This window comes from Streptomyces sp. NPDC006435 (assembly GCF_040612315.1).
Lineage (GTDB): Bacteria > Actinomycetota > Actinomycetes > Streptomycetales > Streptomycetaceae > Streptomyces.
Window position 1 is genome coordinate 30068 of record NZ_JBEXPY010000012.1, and the last position, 17779, is coordinate 47846.

The window sequence follows — 17779 nt, forward strand, 5'->3', positions numbered from 1 at the left end:
CATGAGGTGGTACCGCCTCCATCTGCGGTCCTTGATGCGGCGCCTTGGCCTGAACCAATGGCGGCGTAACTTTCCGGCCACCGGCGAGGAGGGCCACGGGCCGGCGGCCGGGATGCGGTACGAGCGCGGCCGGGGTGCGTTCGGGGCGAGGTGGACCGGCTTCGGGGCGCCGGGGCGCCGACGTGCCGGGGCGGGGCGAAGCGGAATCCGGTCCGGGGTGCGTCGGGGGCGGTTCGCGCGCGGGCGCGGGCAGGTCAGCCGCGCGGCGCGGGTCGCGGGGTGTGGCCGGGCGTCGCGAAAGGGGGCCGCCGGCTCCGCGACGGGCGCGGGGAGCACATCGCCCGCCGGTGCACATACCGCCGCCGGGGTGTGCCGGGTCGGGGAGCTCCGGTGCGCCGGTGCCGGTGGGTCCGTCCGTCGCCGATCGGTCCGGTCCGGGGTCCGGCGGGGCCCGCGCGCGGTCCCGGCCCGCGCTTCCGGTGCCGGGTGCCGCTCGCGGCCGGATGGCGGGGCGCCGGTTTCCCGCGTGTCCACCACGCGTCGTCGTACTCGGCCGAAAACACGTCGGTGTTTCCGGAGGCCGTATCCGGCACCGCCGGGCGTCGTGGGAGCGTCCCGCGCCCCGCGCGCGTGCGTGCGTGCGCGCAGGCGTGTACGGAGCTGCGTGGTTGCGGGGGCCCGCGCGCACGCGCGTACGGAGCCGCGCGGGGTGCGCGGCTCCGTACGGGTGGGGCGGGCCGGCCGGGTCGGCGGCCTCCCGCCGGTGCGCCGGGGGAGGCGTGCGCCCCGTCTCCGTCGCCCGGGTCAGCAGTTGTTGAGGATGCCCTGCAGGGCGCTCTTCTCCGCCGAGTCGACCTTCAGGTCGTAGTAGTGCTTCACGTGCACCCAGGCCCGCGCGTACGTGCACAGGTACGAGGTGCGCGAGGGCAGCCAGTCGGCCGGGTCCTTGTCGCCCTTGGACTGGTTGACGTTGTCGGTGACCGCGATGAGCTGCGGGCGCGTCAGGTCGTTGGCGAACGCCTGCCGCTGGGCGGTGGTCCAGCTGCTGGCGCCCGAGCGCCAGGCCTCGGCGAGCGGGACCATGTGGTCGATGTCCAGGTCGGACGCGGCGGTCCAGGTGGCGCCGTCGTACTCCGAGTACCAACTGCCGCTGACGGCGGCGCAGGTGGAGCTCTGCTCCACGTTCGTGCCGTCGCGTTCGAGCACGACCTCACGGGTGTTGCAGGCGCCCGACTGGGTGATCCAGTGGGGGAACTTGTCGCGGCTGTAGCCGGAGGACGAGCCCTCGGGGGAGACGGTCAGGTCGCCGAGGTACGAGCGGGCGGTCGAGGCGGAGACCGGAGTGGGCATGGCCGCCTGGGCGGTGGGGGCGGTGAGCAGTGCGGAGGTTGCGGCGAAGGCGGCGGATGCGGCGACGACGGCGAGGCGACGCGCGTAGACACCTGACATGCGAACTCCCTTGATGTGGGGGGAACTTGGACGGGTGACCCGTGGGGCCCGGCCATCGTGACGGCACCAGGTTTCCGTGGGGTGGGCACCAGGTAACAGAGTGGCGACATGGGCACGTCACATCAAGGGTTCCGGCCAACTTGGCTGGAGCATGGGGGCGTACGTCCGCATCTGCGCGGGCGCACGTGCCGTCCCGCGGGCTGACACGACGCCAGGCGGACGGCTGCGGCAATCGGTTCGCGAAGGCGGTCCGGAGCGGGCCGGCCGTAGGGTTGCGGGGTGCTGCTACCGGTCAATGCCACGCTCGGGGTGGTCCTCGCACTACTGCTCGCAGCTGCCGCCGCGGTCGCGGCCCTGGCCTCGCTCGGCCGGTCGCGCGAGATCCTGCTGGCCGGGCTGCGGGCTGCGGTCCAACTCGCCGCGGTCTCCCTGCTGATCGGCTGGGTGGTCCACGCGCTGCCGCCGCTGCTCGCGTTCGTGGCACTGATGTACGTCGTGGCGGTACGGACCGCGGGTCGCCGGATCACCCGCAACCGCACCTGGTGGTGGGCGGCCCTGCCGATCGCGGCGGGGGTCGTGCCCGTGGTCGCCCTGCTGCTGCTCACCGGACTGCTCCCGGTCCGGGGCATCGCCCTGATCCCGGTGACCGGCATCCTGATCGGCGGCGCCCTGACCGCGACCGTGCTCGGCGGGAGGCGGGCGCTGGACGAGCTGACGAGCCGGCGCGGCGAGGTGGAGGCGGGCATGGCGCTCGGGCTGCTCGACCGTGACGCGCGGCTGGAGATCGCCCGGCCCGCGGCGTCGGACGCGCTGCTGCCGGGGCTCGATCAGACCCGGACGGTGGGGCTCGTCACCCTGCCGGGTGCCTTCGTGGGCATGCTGCTGGGCGGCGCCTCGCCGGTGCAGGCGGGGGCCGTGCAGCTGTTCGTGCTGGTGGCGTTGATGGCCGTGCAGGCGGCGGCCGTCGCGACGGTGCTCGAACTGGTGGCGCGGGGGCGGCTGCACCGGGAGGAGTGAGCCCGTCGGGGCGGCGCGGTGCGGTCCGGGGCGGGTTATCGCGCGTCGACGTGCAGGCGGATCGAGCCGTCGGCCGCCGCCTCCACCCGTACCCGCGTCAGGTCCTCGACGTGGGCGTCGGGGGAGAGGGCCGCGGCGCGCGGGCCGACGCCGACGACGCGCATGCCCGCCGCGCGGCCGGCCGCGATGCCCGCCTCCGAGTCCTCGAAGACGACGCAGTCCGCCGGGGCGAAGCCCAGTTCGGCCGCTCCCTTGAGGAAGCCCTCGGGGTCCGGCTTGCTGGCGCCGACGTTCTCGGCGGTGACGCGGACGGCCGGGATGCGCAGACCGGACGCGTTCATCCGGGTCCGGGCCAGGGCCGCGTCGGCCGAGGTGACCAGGGCGTGCGGGAGCTCGGCGATCGCGTCCATGAAGGCGGGCGCGCCGCCGATCGGGACGACGCCGTCGGTGTCGGCGGTCTCCTCGGCGAGCATGGCGCGGTTGTCCGCGTAGTTCTGCTCCATCGGGCGGTCCGGGAGGAGCACCGCCATCGTGGCGTAGCCCTGCCGCCCGTGGACCACCTTCAGCGCCGCCTCCGGGTCCAGCCCCTCGCGCAGCGCCCAGCGCCGCCAGCAGCGCTCCACCACGGCGTCGGAGTTCACCAGGGTGCCGTCCATGTCGAGCAGGAGGGCGCGGGCGGTGAGGACGGTGGCCGGCATGGGCGGGCTCCAGGGTGCGGGGGCGCGAGAACGCGAGAACGCGGGGAAGGGTGCGAAAACGCGGAGAAGCTGGAAAAGGGACAAGCAGCCTCGCCCGCCGGTCAGGGGTGGCGGGCGAGGCTACTTTGTTCCATCACGATACAAAAACCTGCCGGGGAAAGCCAATCCCCTCCCGGACCGGGATGCCGGGAGTTCCCCCGGCCCTGGTCCCGGCACGGGTTCGAGTCCGGGGCGTCAGGAGTTCCCCCGGCCCGTCGTCTCCGCCTCCAGGGCGCGGCGCGTGTGGGGGCCGTACACCCCCGGGGAGTCGCCCTTGATCGACTTGTACGTCTGGTAGGCGTTCACGGCGTACTCGACCCGGCTCGTGTAGTTGCCGTCGGCCGGATCGGCGTAGAGCCGGATCTCGGTCAGGCGGTGCTGCAGCTCGGTCACCCCGGGCCCCTGGTCGCCGTAGCGCAGCGTGCCCCTGGTCAGCGAGGGGGGCGCGGCGTCCGTGGCCGTGGGGTCCGCGGACTTCGAGGGCGTGGCGGACGGGGCGGTGGACGGCCGGGAGGCGGTGGCGGACGCGGAGGGGGACGGCGAGGCGCTCGGCGAAGCCGGGGCGGACGGCGTCGCGGGGGCCGGTGAGGAGGAGGGCGAGGCCGACGTGGAGGCCGGTGCCGGCTCCTCCGACGGGAGGGTCGCATCGGGGAGGCTCGCCACCGTGCTCGGCAGGGCCTGCTCGTGGTCGGTGTCCCCGCTGCCGCCCCCGAGGAGTCCGCTCGCGAAGGCCGCCGTGCCCACCACGGCGATCGCGACCGCGCCCATCGCGGCCGCCACGAAGGGCCTGCGCCGCCGGCCGGTCTCCTCGGGGCGCGCGCCGGTCGCGATCGGGGCGGTGGGGGCGGCAGCGGAAAGCACGGAAGGAGGCGCGAAGGGCGAGTCGAGGGCGGTGGTGTCGGGCATCCCGGTCGGGCCGCCGCCCGCCGCCGGGCCTGTCGCCGGGCCCGCCACCGGGCCGAGCCGGAGCGGCATCGTCGCTTCCGCTTCCGCTCCCGCTCCCGCTCCCGCTCCCGCTCCCGCTCCCGCTCCCGCGACGGGTCTGTGAGGTCCGTGAGGTCCATGCGGTTCGCGCGGGCCCCCGGGCTTCTCGGGGGCGGCCGTCGACGGGTCGTTCCCCAGCGTCACGTACGGCCGTATGCGCAGCGGGTCGAAGTCCTCCGCCGCCGCCCGCTCCGCCTCGTCGGCCGCCGACCGCTCGGCCCGCTGCCGCTCGGCGGCCCGGTACCGCGCCTCGTACTGCTCGGGCGTCGGCCCGGGTGTCGCCCGGTGCTGCTCGGACGGTGTCCCGTACCGCTCGGGCGTCCGCTGTCCGCAGGTGCAGCCGGTACCCGGGGCGGCCCCCCGGCCGGCCTCGGGCCTTCCGCCCGTTCCGTTGTCCTTGCCGCACTCCGGGCACATATGTCCGGTCATTGTGGTGGGCCCCTCCCCGTTCGAATGCCTTGCGATTATGCAATCCGCAGCCGGGATGCCCAATGCCGTACCGAAATGCGACACCCGGTACCAGGCCGAAACGCGACACCGTCCGGAGAACGGTCGTCACCTCTTCGGCAGGCCGTAACGAGGCAGAACGTCCAGGATGGGGATGTAGCGGACCCGAGGAGATGTTCCATGGCCCAGCATTCGAGCCCCCCGACCCCGGCCCCCGCCCCGATACCCGGTGAGGGCCGTTCCACGCGGTCGGTCCTCGTGGCCATCGGCGCGCTGCTCCTCGGCATGCTGCTGGCCGCACTCGACCAGACCATCGTCTCCACCGCGCTGCCGACGATCGTCAGCGACCTCGGCGGACTGGAGCACCTCTCCTGGGTGGTCACCGCCTATCTGCTGGCCTCGACCGCCGCGACCCCGCTCTGGGGCAAGCTCGGCGACCAGTACGGGCGCAAGAAGCTCTTCCAGACCGCGATCGTCATCTTCCTCATCGGCTCGGCGCTCTGCGGCGTCGCCCAGAACATGCCGCAGCTCATCGGCTTCCGGGCCCTGCAGGGCCTCGGCGGCGGCGGTCTCATGGTGCTCTCGATGGCGATCGTCGGCGACATCGTCGCCCCGCGCGAGCGGGGCAAGTACCAGGGGCTGTTCGGCGCGGTCTTCGGCGCCACGAGCGTCCTCGGGCCGCTGCTGGGCGGGTTCTTCACCGAGCACCTCAGCTGGCGGTGGGTCTTCTACATCAACCTGCCGATCGGTGTCGTGGCGCTCCTCGTGATCGCCGCCGTGCTGCACATCCCGGTCCACCGCACGAAGCACACCATCGACTACCTCGGCACCTTCCTCATCGCGTCCGTCGCCACCTGCCTCGTCCTCGTCGCCTCGCTCGGCGGCACCACCTGGGCCTGGGGTTCGGTGCAGATCATCGGCCTCACCGTCCTGAGCGTGCTGCTGCTGGTCGCCTTCGTGGGCGTGGAGCGCCGCGCGGCCGAACCGGTCATCCCGCTGAAGCTCTTCCGGATCAGGACCTTCTCGCTCGTCGCCGTCATCAGCTTCGTCGTCGGGTTCGCGATGTTCGGCGCGATGACCTATCTGCCGACCTTCCTCCAGGTGGTGCACGGGATCACGCCGACGATGTCCGGCGTGCACATGCTCCCGATGGTGCTCGGCCTGCTCCTCACCTCGACCGCGTCCGGGCAGGTCGTCAGCCGCACCGGCCGCTGGAAGGTCTTCCCGATCGCGGGCACCGGCATCACCACGATCGGACTGCTGCTCCTGCACCGGCTCACGGAGACCAGCAGCACCTGGCAGATGAGCGTCTACTTCTTCGTCTTCGGTGCCGGGCTCGGCCTGGTGATGCAGGTCCTGGTGCTGGTCGTGCAGAACGCCGTCACGTACCAGGACCTCGGCGTCGCCACCTCCGGGGCCACCTTCTTCCGCTCCATCGGCGCCTCGTTCGGCGTCGCCGTCTTCGGCACGATCTTCACCAACCGGCTCACCGACGAACTGACCGCGGTGCTCGCCGGCCAGTCGCTGCCGCCCGGGGCCAGTGCGGAAGGGCTGGCCGCCGACCCGCGCGCCATCGGACAGCTGCCGCCCGCGCTGCGCCCGGAGGTGCTCCACGCGTACTCGACCTCGATCACGGACGTGTTCCTGTACGCGGCCCCCGTCGTGCTGATCGCCTTCGTCTTCGCCTGGTTCCTCAAGGAGGACAAGCTGCGCGGCTCGGTGACCGCCCCCGACTCCACCGAGACCCTGGCGTCGAACCCGGTCGAGCGGTCCTCCTACGACGAATGCGCCCGTGCCCTGTCGGTGCTCGCCACCCGGGAGGGCCGTCGCGGGATCTACGTGAAGATCACCAAGCGGGCGGGCTACGACCTGCTGCCCGCTTCGAGCTGGATGCTGCTGCGGATCAAACGGCACGGCACGGTCGAGCCCTCCGTGCTCGCCGACACCACCCCCGTGCCGCTGCGGGCGATCAGCGAGGCCGTCCGTCAGCTGGAGGAGCGCGGACTGGTCCGGCGCGAGGGCGTGCAACTGGTGCTCACCGAGACCGGCGAGGAGGCGGTGGTGCGGCTCGCGGAGGCCCGGGAGGAGTCGATGGCCGAGCTGCTGGGCGACTGGTGGGGGCCGGAACGCCCGACCGACCTGGTCGGACTCGTGGCGGAACTGACCTCCGAGACGAGCGGGTCGAGCAGGGAACAGCCGCCCGGCCCCGAACCGAAACGGGATCACGCGGCGTGAACGGAGCCATGCGGCCGAACGGAACGGGACCGCACGGCCCGAGCAGGGTCATGCGGCCCGGACGGAACCGCACCGCATGCCGCACCGCACGGCAGGGGCTTCCACGGTCCCGGACGGGCCCCTACTGTTCCGGCAGGTCCTTCGCGAACCAGTGCTCCGCGTACTGCCGCCGGTGGAACGCCGGGACCTCCCGGTAGCCGTGCTTGGCGTAGAGCCCGCGGGCCTCGACCAGGTCGCTGCGGGTGTCGAGCCTGAGCGTGCGTACGCCGAGGGCGCGCGCCGCGTCCTCGACCGCCGCCATGAGCAGCGCGCCGCCGCCCGTGCCGCGGTACTCGGGGCGCACGAACACCCGGGTCAGCTCCGCGACGCCGGTGTCCACCACCAGCAGACCGGCGCAGGCGGCGGGCCTGCCCCCGAACCGGCCGACGACGAACTCGCCGGTGGGCGGCACGAGCCGCTCGGCGCCGTCGTCGGTGAGCCCCTCGTCGATCTCCTCGGCGGTCGCGGGCCGTCCCCAGTAGCGGCTCGCCACCTCGTCGTAGTAGTCGCGCCGCAGCAGCGCGGAGTCCGGCGAGTCGAACGCCTCGGGGGCCGAGGCCCAGGTCGCGTCGGTGGTGCCGGCCGCGCCAGTCATGCCGGTCGTGTCGGTGGTGCCAGTCATGCCGGTCATTCTGGGCGGGCGCGACCGAGCAGGCGAACGAATTCCCGGGTCGCCCGGCCTGCCCGTTCTCGCCGTGGCCGGTCCGTCCTCACCCCAGTGGTGTCACCGGCCGCCGCCCCCGGGACCGCCGCACCACCACGACCGCGGCCAGTACGACCCCGAGCAGCGTCAGCACCCAGGCGGGGATGCCGGCCACGGTCAGCAGCCGGTCCGTGTACACCACGGTCCGGTACGGGGTGTCGGCGTCGGCCGCGCGCAGCTCGTGGTCGCCGTCGATCCGCTCCGGGCGCGGGAACGACTGCTCGATCGCGGTGAGGAACACCGGCTTCCCGCCGGTCATCTCGGCCAGTGCGTCCGCGCCGCCGTGCTCCGACGCGGGGTCGATCCGGCCCGCGTACGTGACCTCCGGCGCGTCGCCGCCGATCGGGCCGCTCGGCTCCATCCGGTGCGCGGCGAGGACGTACAGGCCCAGCTCCTGCGGCGTCGAGGCGAGCTTCGACAGGCGCATCGGGTAGACCAGCCGGTCGCTGGCGAAGCGCAGCCGCAGCGGTTCGAGGCTGCCGACGAGCGGCTTTCCCCGCTCGCGGGGAGCGAGCCGGACCGCGACGTACTCCCACTTCTGCTCGACATAGGGCTCCAGCGCCGTCGCCAGCCGGTCGGGGAGCTCGAACCCGTTGTCCTCCAGCCAGCCCTGGAGAGCCTCGGGGTCGGTCGCCGCCAGCCGTGCCACGTCGAAGGGGCCGAGCCGCTCCCGGCCGACCACCGAGACCGACGGGGCCCCGGCGGAGGGCGCCCCGACCCCGTCACCGATCGAGGAGTCGAACGGCCAGTCGTCGGAGCGGGGCCAGAAGTAGTGCCTGACCTCGTGCACCGGAGCGGTGAGGGCGGAGAGTTCGGAGAAGAGGTCCGAGTCGCCGAGCTCCACGCTCGCGCGGTGCGGCACCGGCATGATCCAGGCGGCCTCGGGGGCGTCGCCCCGGACCGTGAGCCGCATGACGATCTGCTCGGTACGGCCGTCCCAGGACACCACCGACGTCTCCCGGTCGACCGAGACCCGGTTCTCGCCCCTCGGGACCATCGCCCCGCAGCCGCACGCGTACGCCGGGTCGATCAACGAGCCGAGCTGCAGCGACACCAGCATCAACAGCAACGACAGTGCCCGCACCGCCCATGCGCGCCGCCCGCCCCGCGGACGCGGCTTCCCCCTTGAGCCCTGCACCTGCATGCGCCGCTTTCCTCCCCCGTACGCCGACGAATACGGGTGAGGACGTGCGAGCAGCGATTCCGGTTCCGGTTCCGGCCCGGCATCGATATCGGCCGTATGTCCGGTGATTTGGGATTTTTTTCGAATAAAAGCGGGATGACGGGCAGGTGAAGGAAGGGCGGATTGGGTCTATCTCGTGCGGTAATGCGAAAGTTTCACAGCGCGCCCGGGTCGAGCGGCGGGCACAGGACCGGCGGGAGGATCGGCGCAGCGTGGCGAATGCGGAGCAGGGTGTGCGCACAGGCGCGGCGACGGGCATGGGCACGGGAACGGGGGCGGCGGGGACAGGGACGGGGACGGGGGCGGCGGGCACCGGGGCGGTTCGGGCCCTGCTCTGGCTGGTCGTGGCGGCACTGGCCGTACGGCAGATGGCGGTGGTGCTGAGACGGCCGCGGGGCGAACGGCTCACCGACCTGGAGACCTGGATCGGGGAGAACGGCGTCCTGCACGTGCCGGGCTCGCTCTACGACAGCGACCGGTTCACCGGTACCCCGTTCGCCGGGCTGGTGCTGAAACCGCTGGCCAGAACCGCGGAACAGAACCTGGGCGTCGCCTGGACCTTCGGTTCGCTGCTGCTCGTCGCCGCACTGGGCGTCGTCGCGGCCCGTGCCCTGCCGGGGCCGGTCACCCGCCGCACCGCCCTGTTGGCCGCCCCCGTCGCGATCAGCCTGCTGATGCTCTCCCTGCCGGTCCGCAACGCGCTGCACCTGGGACAGACCAGCATCCTGCCGGTCCTGCTGGTGCTGCTGGGCTGTTTCGTGGTCCGCGGGGAACGTGCCCCGGGCGTGCTGATCGGCCTGGCGGCGGCGCTCCAGCCGACCGTGCTGCTCTTCGCCGCCCTGCTGTGGTTCATCGGGCGCCGCCGGGCGGCGACGGCCGGCGGCGTCACGTTCGCCGTCTGCACGATGCTGGCCTGGGCGGTGCTGCCGGGCGACTCGTGGACGTACTGGGTGCACCACGTCGCGGGGGCCGGGCTCGGCGACGACGCGGCCGACCTGGCCAACCAGTCCATGCACGGCGCGCTGCTCCGGTTCGGGCTCACGGGCCCGCTCGAGATCGCGCTGCTGGTGGTGCTGGCGGCCGTCGTCTGCCGGGTCGGGCTGCGTCGCGCCGTGCGGTACGCGCGGGACGGGCAGTTGCTGCTCGCCGTCGCCGTGACCGGCTGCGTCGCCGTCGCCGTCTCGCCGACCGCCTGGCAGCACCAGCTGCTGTGGGTGCTGCTCGCCGTGGTCGGACGGGTCGGCAGGCGGGCCGCCGACCGGCCGGTCTGGCCCGTGGTCGTGGTCCTCGTCATCACCCTGCCGGGGAAGATGCTGCTGCCGAACATGGCGGTCCTCTTCCCCCTGCGCGACAACGTGCTGCTGATCGCCGCGATCGCCGCGGCCTGTGCGGTGCCGTTCCTGCCGCGCGCCTCGGAGCACTGGCAGCACCCGGTCCCCACCCGGTACGCGGCCCCCGCCCCCGCCCGGTGGCGCCGGATCCCGCTGCTGCCGTTCTGGCGGCGGGTGCTCGGCCGGCCCAACCTGCTGCTGGAACTGCTCCTGATCAGGGTCGTGTACTCCGCGTACTCGCACGTCAGGCTCGCGGCGACGGCCGGTCGGGGCACCGCCGAACGCCACGGCCGCCAGATCCACGCCGTCGAGCAGTGGCTGCACATCGACATCGAGCACGCGGTCAACCACGCGGTCGTGGGGATCGGCCGGCTGAGGGGCTTCTTCGACCACTACTACACGACGTTCCACTTCATCGTGCCGCTGACGATTCTCGGCGTGCTCTACGCGCGACGTCCCGCGGACTACCGCTGGGCCCGCAGCACGATCGGTTTCGCCACGGTCCTGGCCCTGTTCGGCTTCTGGCTCTATCCGCTCGCCCCGCCGCGCCTGATGCCGGGGCTCGGCTTCATCGACACGGTGAACGGCGTCCAGGACTTCGCGAAGCCGGACTACGGAACGCTGACCTCGATGACCAACCAGTACGCGGCGATGCCCTCGCTGCACTTCGGCTGGTCGCTCTGGTGCGGCGTGATCGTCGTCGTGCTGGCCCCGAAGGCGTGGATGAAGGCGCTGGGGCTGCTGCACCCGCTGTTCACGGTCTCCGCGATCGTCGCCACGGCCAACCACTGGGTGCTGGACGCGGTGGGCGGCGCGGTCGTGGTCTCGCTCGGCTTCGGACTGACCTACGTCCTGTCGGGGCCGCGGCACGCACCGCAGGACGAACCGGGCGGACCCGGTGCGACGGAGCGGACGGTACCGGCATCTGCATCTGCATCAGCACCGGCACCGAGAACGGCGACGGCGGACGCGACAGCCGACGCGGTGGCAGGCAAACGGAACTGACCGGAACCGGGCAGAACGGAACCGGTCGGAACCGGTCGGAACCCACGAAGGGCCGAAGGGGTGCCGGGACGAACGCATCGTCCTGACACCCCTTCGGCGTGGATCGCCGCCTGACCAGGATCCGCCCGTTCACGCCGGTTCGCCACTCGAACGGCTCAGGAGGGGGCCGCACCCAGGGCCCAGGTGGCGAGGGACAGCGTGGCCATGGAGACCACCGTCGAGGCGACCACGGCGTTTCGGGCCGGGCGGGTGTCCAGGCCGTACTGCTGGGAGTAGATGAAGGCGTTCTGGGCGGTCGGCAGCGCGGAGCAGAGCACGACGGCCAGCAGTTGGTGCTCCGGCAGATGCAGCAGCGGGCCGCCGACGGCGAAGGCGATCAGGGGCTGGCCCAGTGTCTTGAGCGCCACCGTCACGACGACCTCGGCACGCTCGACACGCTTCGTGCGTGTCAGGAGCCCCGTACGCGCCGGGTGTTCCGTGCGCGCCGGGTGTTCCGTGCCCTTCGCGGGCACGGGGTGCCGCGCGGGGGCCGTCGAACCGTTCTCGGCCGGGCGGGTGTTCAGGGAAAGGCCCAGGGTGATCAGGGCCGTCGGCACGGCGGCGGCGCCGAGCAGGTCGCAGGAGTGGGCGAGGGCGTGCGGCAGCCGCAGCCCGAGCGCGGAGACGGCCACGCCGAGCAACGAGGCCATGATGATGGGGTTGCGCACCGGCATCGTCAGCATCCGCCGCAGCACGACGGCCCTCCCGGACCTCGCACCGCCCCCGGTACCGGCCCCGACCGTGCCCGTACCCGTTCCCGAGTCCAGCAGCGTCAGGATCACGGGCGAGACCAACAGCACCTGGAACAGGATGATCTGGGCGACGAACGAGGCGTCGCCGAGGACCTGGACCGCCACCGGGATGCCGAGGTTGGCGGAGTTGACGTAGCCCGACGTCATGCTGCCGATCGCCCGGTCCGCGGTGCCCCGGCCGAAGAGCCGGCCGGCCGTCAGGAAGCCGAGACCGCAGACCAGCGCCGTGCCCGCCGCGAAGGCCACCATCGAGGGATTGGCGAAGGAGTCGAGCCGCGCCCCGGAGACCATCGTGAACAGGGCCGCGGGCATGGCCACGTGGAAGACGAACCGGCCGAGCACGGCCTCCGCCTGCCGGCCCAGCAGGCCGCTGCGGCCGACCGCGTAACCGATGGCGGTCAGCGTCCAGATGGGGGCGAAGGCGGAGAGCAGGGCGTGCATGCCCGCCATGATCCTCGTGCCTTCGTGCGCCTCCCGTACGGGGGTTCGGCCGGGGTGCGGGCCGTGCCGCGACGGACGGCGGGGGCCGGGCATGGGAGAAGCGGCCCCCGCCGCCCGAAGTCACCCGGCGCGCTCGGCCCCGTCCCCGGTACTGGTACCGGTACCGACGCCGACCTGGAGTTGTTTGATCCCGTTGAGCCACGCCGAGCGCAGCCGCCGCGGGTCGTCGAGCAGTCGCAGGTCCGGCAGCGCGTCGGCGATCGCGTTGAAGATCAGATCGATCTCCAGCACGGCCAGGGACTTGCCGAGGCAGAAGTGCGGCCCGCCACCGCCGAAGCCGAGGTGGGGATTGGGGTCGCGGAGGATGTCGAAGTCCTCCGGGTTCTCGAAGACCTCGGGGTCGTTGTTGGCCGAGGAGTAGAAGAGCCCGACCCGCTGCCCCTTTTTGATCGACTGTCCGCCCAGTTCGACGTCCTGGGTGGCGGTCCGCTGGAAGGAGACCACGGGAGTGGCCCAGCGGACGATCTCCTCGGCGGTCGTGGCCGGCCGTTCGCGCTTGTAGAGCTCCCACTGGTCGGGGTGGGTGAGGAAGGCGTGCATGCCGTGGCTGATGGCGTTGCGGGTGGTCTCGTTGCCGGCCACGGCGAGCAGGATCACGAAGAAGCCGAACTCGTCGGAGGAGAGGTTCCCCTGGCCCTCCGCGGCGACCAGTTGCGAGACGATGTCCCCGGCCGGGCACTCCTTGCGGGCGGCCGCCAGGTTCATCGAGTACGAGACGATCTCCATGGCCGCCTCGGTGCCGACCTCCGCGGTGATCGCGTACTCGGGATCGTCGTACGCGGCCATCTTGTTGGACCAGTCGAAGATCTTGGCCCGGTCCTCCTGCGGTACGCCGATGAGTTCCGCGATGGCCTGGAGCGGCAGTTCGACGGCGATGCGGGTGACGAAGTCGAACGAGCCGTCGGTGTCGGCGGCGGCGCGCGCGGCCGACACGATCGAACGCGCGCGGTCGCGCAGGGCCTGCTCCAGGCTGCGCACCGCCCGCGGCGTGAAGCCCCGCTGGATGATCTGGCGGACCCGGGTGTGCTCGGGCGGGTCCATGTTCAGCATGATCAGCTTCTGGACGTCGATCTGGTCGCGGCTGATCGACTCGTTGAAGCGGATGACCGCGGTGTTGGTGTTCGAGGAGAACAGCTCGGGGTGGGTGGAGACGTATTTGACGTCGGCGTGCCGGGTGACGACCCAGTAGCCCTCGTCGTCGAAACCGGAGACACCGGCCGGCTGGGCGCACCACCAGACCGGCGCGGTCTGCCGCATCTGTGCGAACTCCGGGTGCGGGATGCGGGATTGGAGCAGGTCGGGGTCGGTGAAGTCGAACCCTTCGGGCAGATGGGGGCAGGGCATCGGCAACTCCAGGTCGGTCCGAGAGCCGCCCGAACACTGTCTGACGACCCATCAGAAGTTGCCCGAAAGGTAGTAACGAGTTCTACAACTGGCAAGAGGTGGTGGCCGATTCGTTGCGTGAGGACCCGGTGGGGCGGGTGTGAAGCGGGCGGCGGCCACGTGCAAGACCCTTGCACACTCGGGGTGGCCTTCGTGAGACTGCCCGTAGAACTAGAACGCGTACTAGTTCCACTCCGCGGGCGCCGGGACGCCTCTGCGGACGTGTGAGGAGAGGACGAGCTCATGGCCGCGGAACCCGTCATCGTCGAAGCCGTACGCACCCCCATCGGCAAGCGCCAGGGGGCGCTCGCCAATCTGCATCCCGGCTATCTGCTGGGCGAGACCTACCGAGAACTCCTCGGCCGCACCGGCATCCAGGCCGACTGCGTCGAGCAGATCGTCGGTGGCACCGTCACCCACGCCGGCGAACAGTCCATGAACCCGGCCCGCAACGCCTGGCTCGCCGTGGGGCTTCCGTACGAGACCGCCGCCACCACCGTGGACTGCCAGTGCGGTTCCTCGCAGCAGGCCTCGCACATGGTCGCCAACATGGTCGCGGCCGGTGTCATCGACGTCGGCATCAGCTGCGGCGTCGAGGCGATGTCGCGGGTGCCGCTGGGCAGCGGTTCCAAGCACGGGCCGGGCAAGCCCTGGCCCGACGAGTGGAACGTGGACCTGCCCAATCAGTTCGAGGCCGCCGAGCGCATCGCCCGCAGGCGCGGACTGACCCGGCAGGACGTCGACGAGTTCGGCCTGCTCTCGCAGGAGCGGGCCGCCGTCGCCTGGGCCGAGGAGCGCTTCAAGCGGGAGACGTACGCGGTCCAGGTGCCGACCACCGAGGAGGAGCAGGCGGCCGGGCAGGGCATGTGGCGCCTGGTCGACCGGGACGAGGGGCTGCGCGACACCACGATGGAGGGGCTCGGCCGGCTCAAACCGGTCATGCCCACCGCGATCCACACCGCGGGCAACTCCTCGCAGATATCCGACGGCGCCTGCGCGATCATGTGGGCGTCCAAGCGGATGGCGCGCGCGCTCAAGCTCAAACCGCGCGCCCGCATCGTCGCCCAGGCGCTGGTCGGCGCGGACCCGCACTTCCACCTCGACGGGCCGATCGACGCGACCCGCGCGGTGCTGGGCAGGGCCGGGATGTCGCTCAAGGACATCGACGTCGTCGAGATCAACGAGGCCTTCGCCTCGGTGGTGCTGAGCTGGGCCCGGGTGTTCGAGCGGGACCTCGACGGGCTCGCGAAGGTCAACGTCAACGGCGGGGCCATCGCGCTCGGTCACCCGGTGGGTGCCACCGGGGCCCGGCTGATCACCACGGCGCTGCACGAACTGGAGCGCCGCGACAAGGAGTTCGCACTGATCACGATGTGCGCCGGCGGCGCGCTCGCGACCGGAACGATCATCCAGCGGCTATGACCCCGTGGCCGTGCGGCGGCTGCGACGGTGCCGGTGACGAAGACCGCGGATCCGTGAACGCCGGGCGGCCGTGACCCCGTGACCGTCCGACGGCAGACCTGGCAACACCACCGGCCCGGGGTGTACTTGGCGACACCCCCGGCCGGGGCCCACACCGATGTCCGCGACGGACGCGGCCCCATAGCGTCGTCGTCATGGACAACGACACCAGCCCCACGAACCGTCGGACCCTGCAGGGGCGGCGCCGCGTCGCACGACGGGTGACGGCGGCCGCCGCCGCGATGGTCCTCACCGCGCTCGGCACCGCACCGGCCCTCGCCCAGCAGCCCTCCGGCGCACCGGACCAGACGCGCCCGCACGCCGCGGCGCACGGCCGGGGAACCCTCCTGGGCGTGACCCCCGTGGCTGCCCTCGACCGGTCCGCCGTCGCCGGTTTCCTCGCCGGGGCCGGCATGGACACCGGCACCGTCCGCCACGGCCTGCGGGCCTACCGCCTCACCTACCGCACCGTCACCCCGCAGGGCGCGCCCACCACCGCCACCGGGCTCCTGGTCCTCCCCGAGGGCGGCCCCCGCAGGCTGGACCTGGTCTCCGACACCCACGGCACGATGGCCCACCGCGACTACGCGCCCTCCGTCGGCGAGGGCTTCGGCCGCCTCGCCCCCTACCTCCACGCCTCGGCGGGCCGGGCCGTCGCCGCCCCCGACTACCTGGGCCTCGGCAAGGGGCCGGGCCGCCACCCGTACATGGACACCAAGTCCGCCGTCACCGCCTCGGTCGACATGCTGCGGGCCTCCCGCACCGCCGCGCGGCAGCTGCACCGCCCGCTCACCGGCGACGTGTACGCCAGCGGCTTCTCCCAGGGCGGCCAGGTGGCGATGGCCCTGGGCCGGGCCCTCGACGAGGGCGCGGACCGGCACTTCAGGCTCCGGGCCCTCGCCCCCGTCTCCGGCCCCTACGACATCGAGCACGCGGAGATGCCCGCCCTGTTCGACGGCCGGGTCAACGACATCAGCGCCGTCTTCTACATGACGTACTACCTCACCGCGCAGAGTCGGCTGCACCCGCTCTACAAGGACACCTCCGAGGCGTTCCGGAAGCCGTACGCGGACGTCGTCGACCGGCTCTTCGACACCAACCACACCGAGGAGGAGATCATCCCGGCGCTGCCCGCGACGCTGAAGGAGCTGCTCACCGACGACTACTACCGGCAGGCGCAGCACCCCACCGGCGGGCTGCTGGCCGCGGCGCGCGCCCAGGACGGCAACTGCGACTGGAAGCCGGACGTCCCGGTGCGGCTCCACTCCTCGTCCGGCGACACCGACGTGCCGATCGCCAACGCCCGCAACTGCGCCGCCGATCTGGCCTCGCACGGCGTCCGGGCCCGGGTCGTGGACCAGGGCGAGGTCGACCACAACGGCACGTACATGAAGGCGGGCCCGCAGATCGTCCGCTGGTTCGACCGACTCGCCGGGCGGCACTGACGGAACGGCACGGTCCGCACCGACGACACGGTCCGCGCAGCCGACACGGGACAGTCACCGACGACACGACGCGGCCCCGGCCGGGAGATCCGGCCGGGGCCGCGTCACCGCGTCACCGGGCATGCGCCAGTACGGAACGTGTCCGGTGCGGCACGTGTCCGGTACGGACGGCGCGTGCTCAGTACGGCACGTGGGTGGGGAAGGTGGTGGTGGGGCCGAACAGCCCGGCGTACCCCTCCTCGTGGCGGCGGTGCCGCCCGGACCGGCCCACTTCCGCGACCGGGGCCGCGAGCACGATCAGCCCGTCGTCGGCGAGTTCCTGCACGCGCATCAGCAGGGTCCGCACGTCCAGGCCGAGTTCCACGGCCACGGTCTGCAGGTCGAGACCGGACTCCCAGCTCCACAGCAGCACGGAATCCATGCTGGGCGACCAGGCGACGGGATACACCGGTTCCGGCGGCGCGGCCGGGAACGGCGCCGGGGTCTGGAACACGGCGGGCACCAGCTCGGGGGCTTCCGGGACCGCCACCGGCTCGGGCGCGATCATCGGCTCGGGCGCGGCCATCGGCTCGGATGCGGCCATCGGTTCCGGAGGCGCCATCGCTTCCGGGACCGGCGGTGGTTCGGGAGCCGCCACCGGCTCCGGGGCCACGGCATCCGGTGCGTACGGCTGTTGCTGCGGCAGCGTGGGCGGCGACGACGGCGATTCGTCGCCCGGCTGCGGCGCGGGCGCCGGGGCATCGGATGAGGCGAAAGGTTTATTCACCGGGTTCTTCGGGGCCCGGGGGGCCTGGTTCAAGAGTTCTTCGGCGAGGGACCGGGCGTTGCTGCGGCCGACGGCACGTCGCGCTAATCGCACTTCGCGCTCCTTGAGGCCCATCAAGTCGGCGATGGAGCCGTCGTCGCCGACCGTGACGGCGAAGGCCGCCAGCGTTCTGCTCCGCTCGGCCTGTGTTTCGTCGAGCAACGCCTGAGCCCGGCGCATGCGTTCGTCACTGGCGCAAAAAGCTTCCGCCAGGACCGTGTTCCGCTCCCAGAATTCTCTTGGTTCCACGTGAGTGACAACGC

13 protein-coding genes are annotated in these 17779 nt (G+C 72.6%); 5 read left to right on the top strand and 8 right to left on the bottom strand.

Features of this window, described 5'->3' with window-relative positions; genetic code table 11:
• Positions 1-804: 804 nt before the first annotated feature.
• The gene (locus ABZZ04_RS14825; RefSeq protein WP_356932581.1) at positions 805-1449 is read right to left on the bottom strand and encodes an HNH endonuclease family protein; all 645 of its coding nucleotides are present in this window, start codon (positions 1447-1449) and stop codon (positions 805-807) included.
• Between the two features lie 279 nt (positions 1450-1728).
• On the opposite strand from ABZZ04_RS14825, the gene ABZZ04_RS14830 reads away from it, so the two are divergent.
• Positions 1729-2466 carry an ABC transporter permease gene (locus tag ABZZ04_RS14830; protein WP_356932582.1) on the top strand — a complete coding sequence of 246 codons (738 nt, stop codon included), beginning with the start codon at positions 1729-1731 and terminating at the stop codon, positions 2464-2466.
• Between the two features lie 35 nt (positions 2467-2501).
• Here ABZZ04_RS14830 and ABZZ04_RS14835 read toward each other — a convergent pair whose 3' ends face one another.
• Positions 2502-3164 carry an HAD-IA family hydrolase gene (locus ABZZ04_RS14835; RefSeq protein WP_356932583.1) on the bottom strand — a complete coding sequence of 221 codons (663 nt, stop codon included), beginning with the start codon at positions 3162-3164 and terminating at the stop codon, positions 2502-2504.
• Between the two features lie 234 nt (positions 3165-3398).
• A complete protein-coding gene (locus tag ABZZ04_RS14840; protein WP_356932584.1) occupies positions 3399-4616 on the bottom strand; it encodes a peptidoglycan-binding domain-containing protein in 1218 nt (405 codons plus the stop codon).
• Positions 4617-4814: 198 nt separating this feature from the next.
• Here ABZZ04_RS14840 and ABZZ04_RS14845 point away from each other — a divergent pair, with 198 nt between their 5' ends.
• On the top strand, positions 4815-6869 hold the full coding sequence (locus ABZZ04_RS14845) for an MDR family MFS transporter (RefSeq protein ID WP_356932585.1): 2055 nt from the start codon (positions 4815-4817) through the stop codon (positions 6867-6869).
• 121 nt (positions 6870-6990) lie between these two features.
• Here the strand turns inward: ABZZ04_RS14845 and ABZZ04_RS14850 are convergent, their stop codons facing one another.
• Entirely contained in the window at positions 6991-7503 is a 513-nt protein-coding gene (locus tag ABZZ04_RS14850) for a GNAT family N-acetyltransferase (RefSeq protein ID WP_356932698.1), read from the bottom strand.
• Between the two features lie 115 nt (positions 7504-7618).
• On the bottom strand, positions 7619-8671 hold the full coding sequence (locus ABZZ04_RS14855) for a DUF2330 domain-containing protein (RefSeq protein ID WP_356932699.1): 1053 nt from the start codon (positions 8669-8671) through the stop codon (positions 7619-7621).
• Between the two features lie 452 nt (positions 8672-9123).
• On the opposite strand from ABZZ04_RS14855, the gene ABZZ04_RS14860 reads away from it, so the two are divergent.
• Positions 9124-11130, top strand: a complete 2007-nt coding sequence (locus ABZZ04_RS14860) for a bifunctional glycosyltransferase 87/phosphatase PAP2 family protein (RefSeq protein ID WP_356932700.1) — start codon at positions 9124-9126, stop codon at positions 11128-11130.
• A gap of 155 nt (positions 11131-11285) precedes the next feature.
• Here the strand turns inward: ABZZ04_RS14860 and ABZZ04_RS14865 are convergent, their stop codons facing one another.
• Both ABZZ04_RS14865 and ABZZ04_RS14870 read right to left on the bottom strand, forming a co-directional pair.
• Complete coding sequence (locus ABZZ04_RS14865; protein WP_356932586.1) at positions 11286-12371, bottom strand: AEC family transporter; 1086 nt, start codon at positions 12369-12371, stop codon at positions 11286-11288.
• Positions 12372-12482: 111 nt separating this feature from the next.
• Positions 12483-13766 carry a cytochrome P450 gene (locus ABZZ04_RS14870; RefSeq protein WP_356932587.1) on the bottom strand — a complete coding sequence of 428 codons (1284 nt, stop codon included), beginning with the start codon at positions 13764-13766 and terminating at the stop codon, positions 12483-12485.
• Between the two features lie 282 nt (positions 13767-14048).
• On the opposite strand from ABZZ04_RS14870, the gene ABZZ04_RS14875 reads away from it, so the two are divergent.
• Together ABZZ04_RS14875 and ABZZ04_RS14880 are read left to right on the top strand one after the other, a co-directional pair.
• A complete protein-coding gene (locus tag ABZZ04_RS14875) occupies positions 14049-15227 on the top strand; it encodes a steroid 3-ketoacyl-CoA thiolase (protein ID WP_356932588.1) in 1179 nt (392 codons plus the stop codon).
• Between the two features lie 194 nt (positions 15228-15421).
• Positions 15422-16711, top strand: coding sequence for an alpha/beta hydrolase (locus tag ABZZ04_RS14880; RefSeq protein ID WP_356932589.1), 1290 nt, complete (start codon positions 15422-15424; stop codon positions 16709-16711).
• A 178-nt stretch (positions 16712-16889) separates the two neighbouring features.
• Here ABZZ04_RS14880 and ABZZ04_RS14885 read toward each other — a convergent pair whose 3' ends face one another.
• Positions 16890-17696 carry a hypothetical protein gene (locus tag ABZZ04_RS14885; RefSeq protein WP_356932590.1) on the bottom strand — a complete coding sequence of 269 codons (807 nt, stop codon included), beginning with the start codon at positions 17694-17696 and terminating at the stop codon, positions 16890-16892.
• Positions 17697-17779 lie beyond the last annotated feature (83 nt).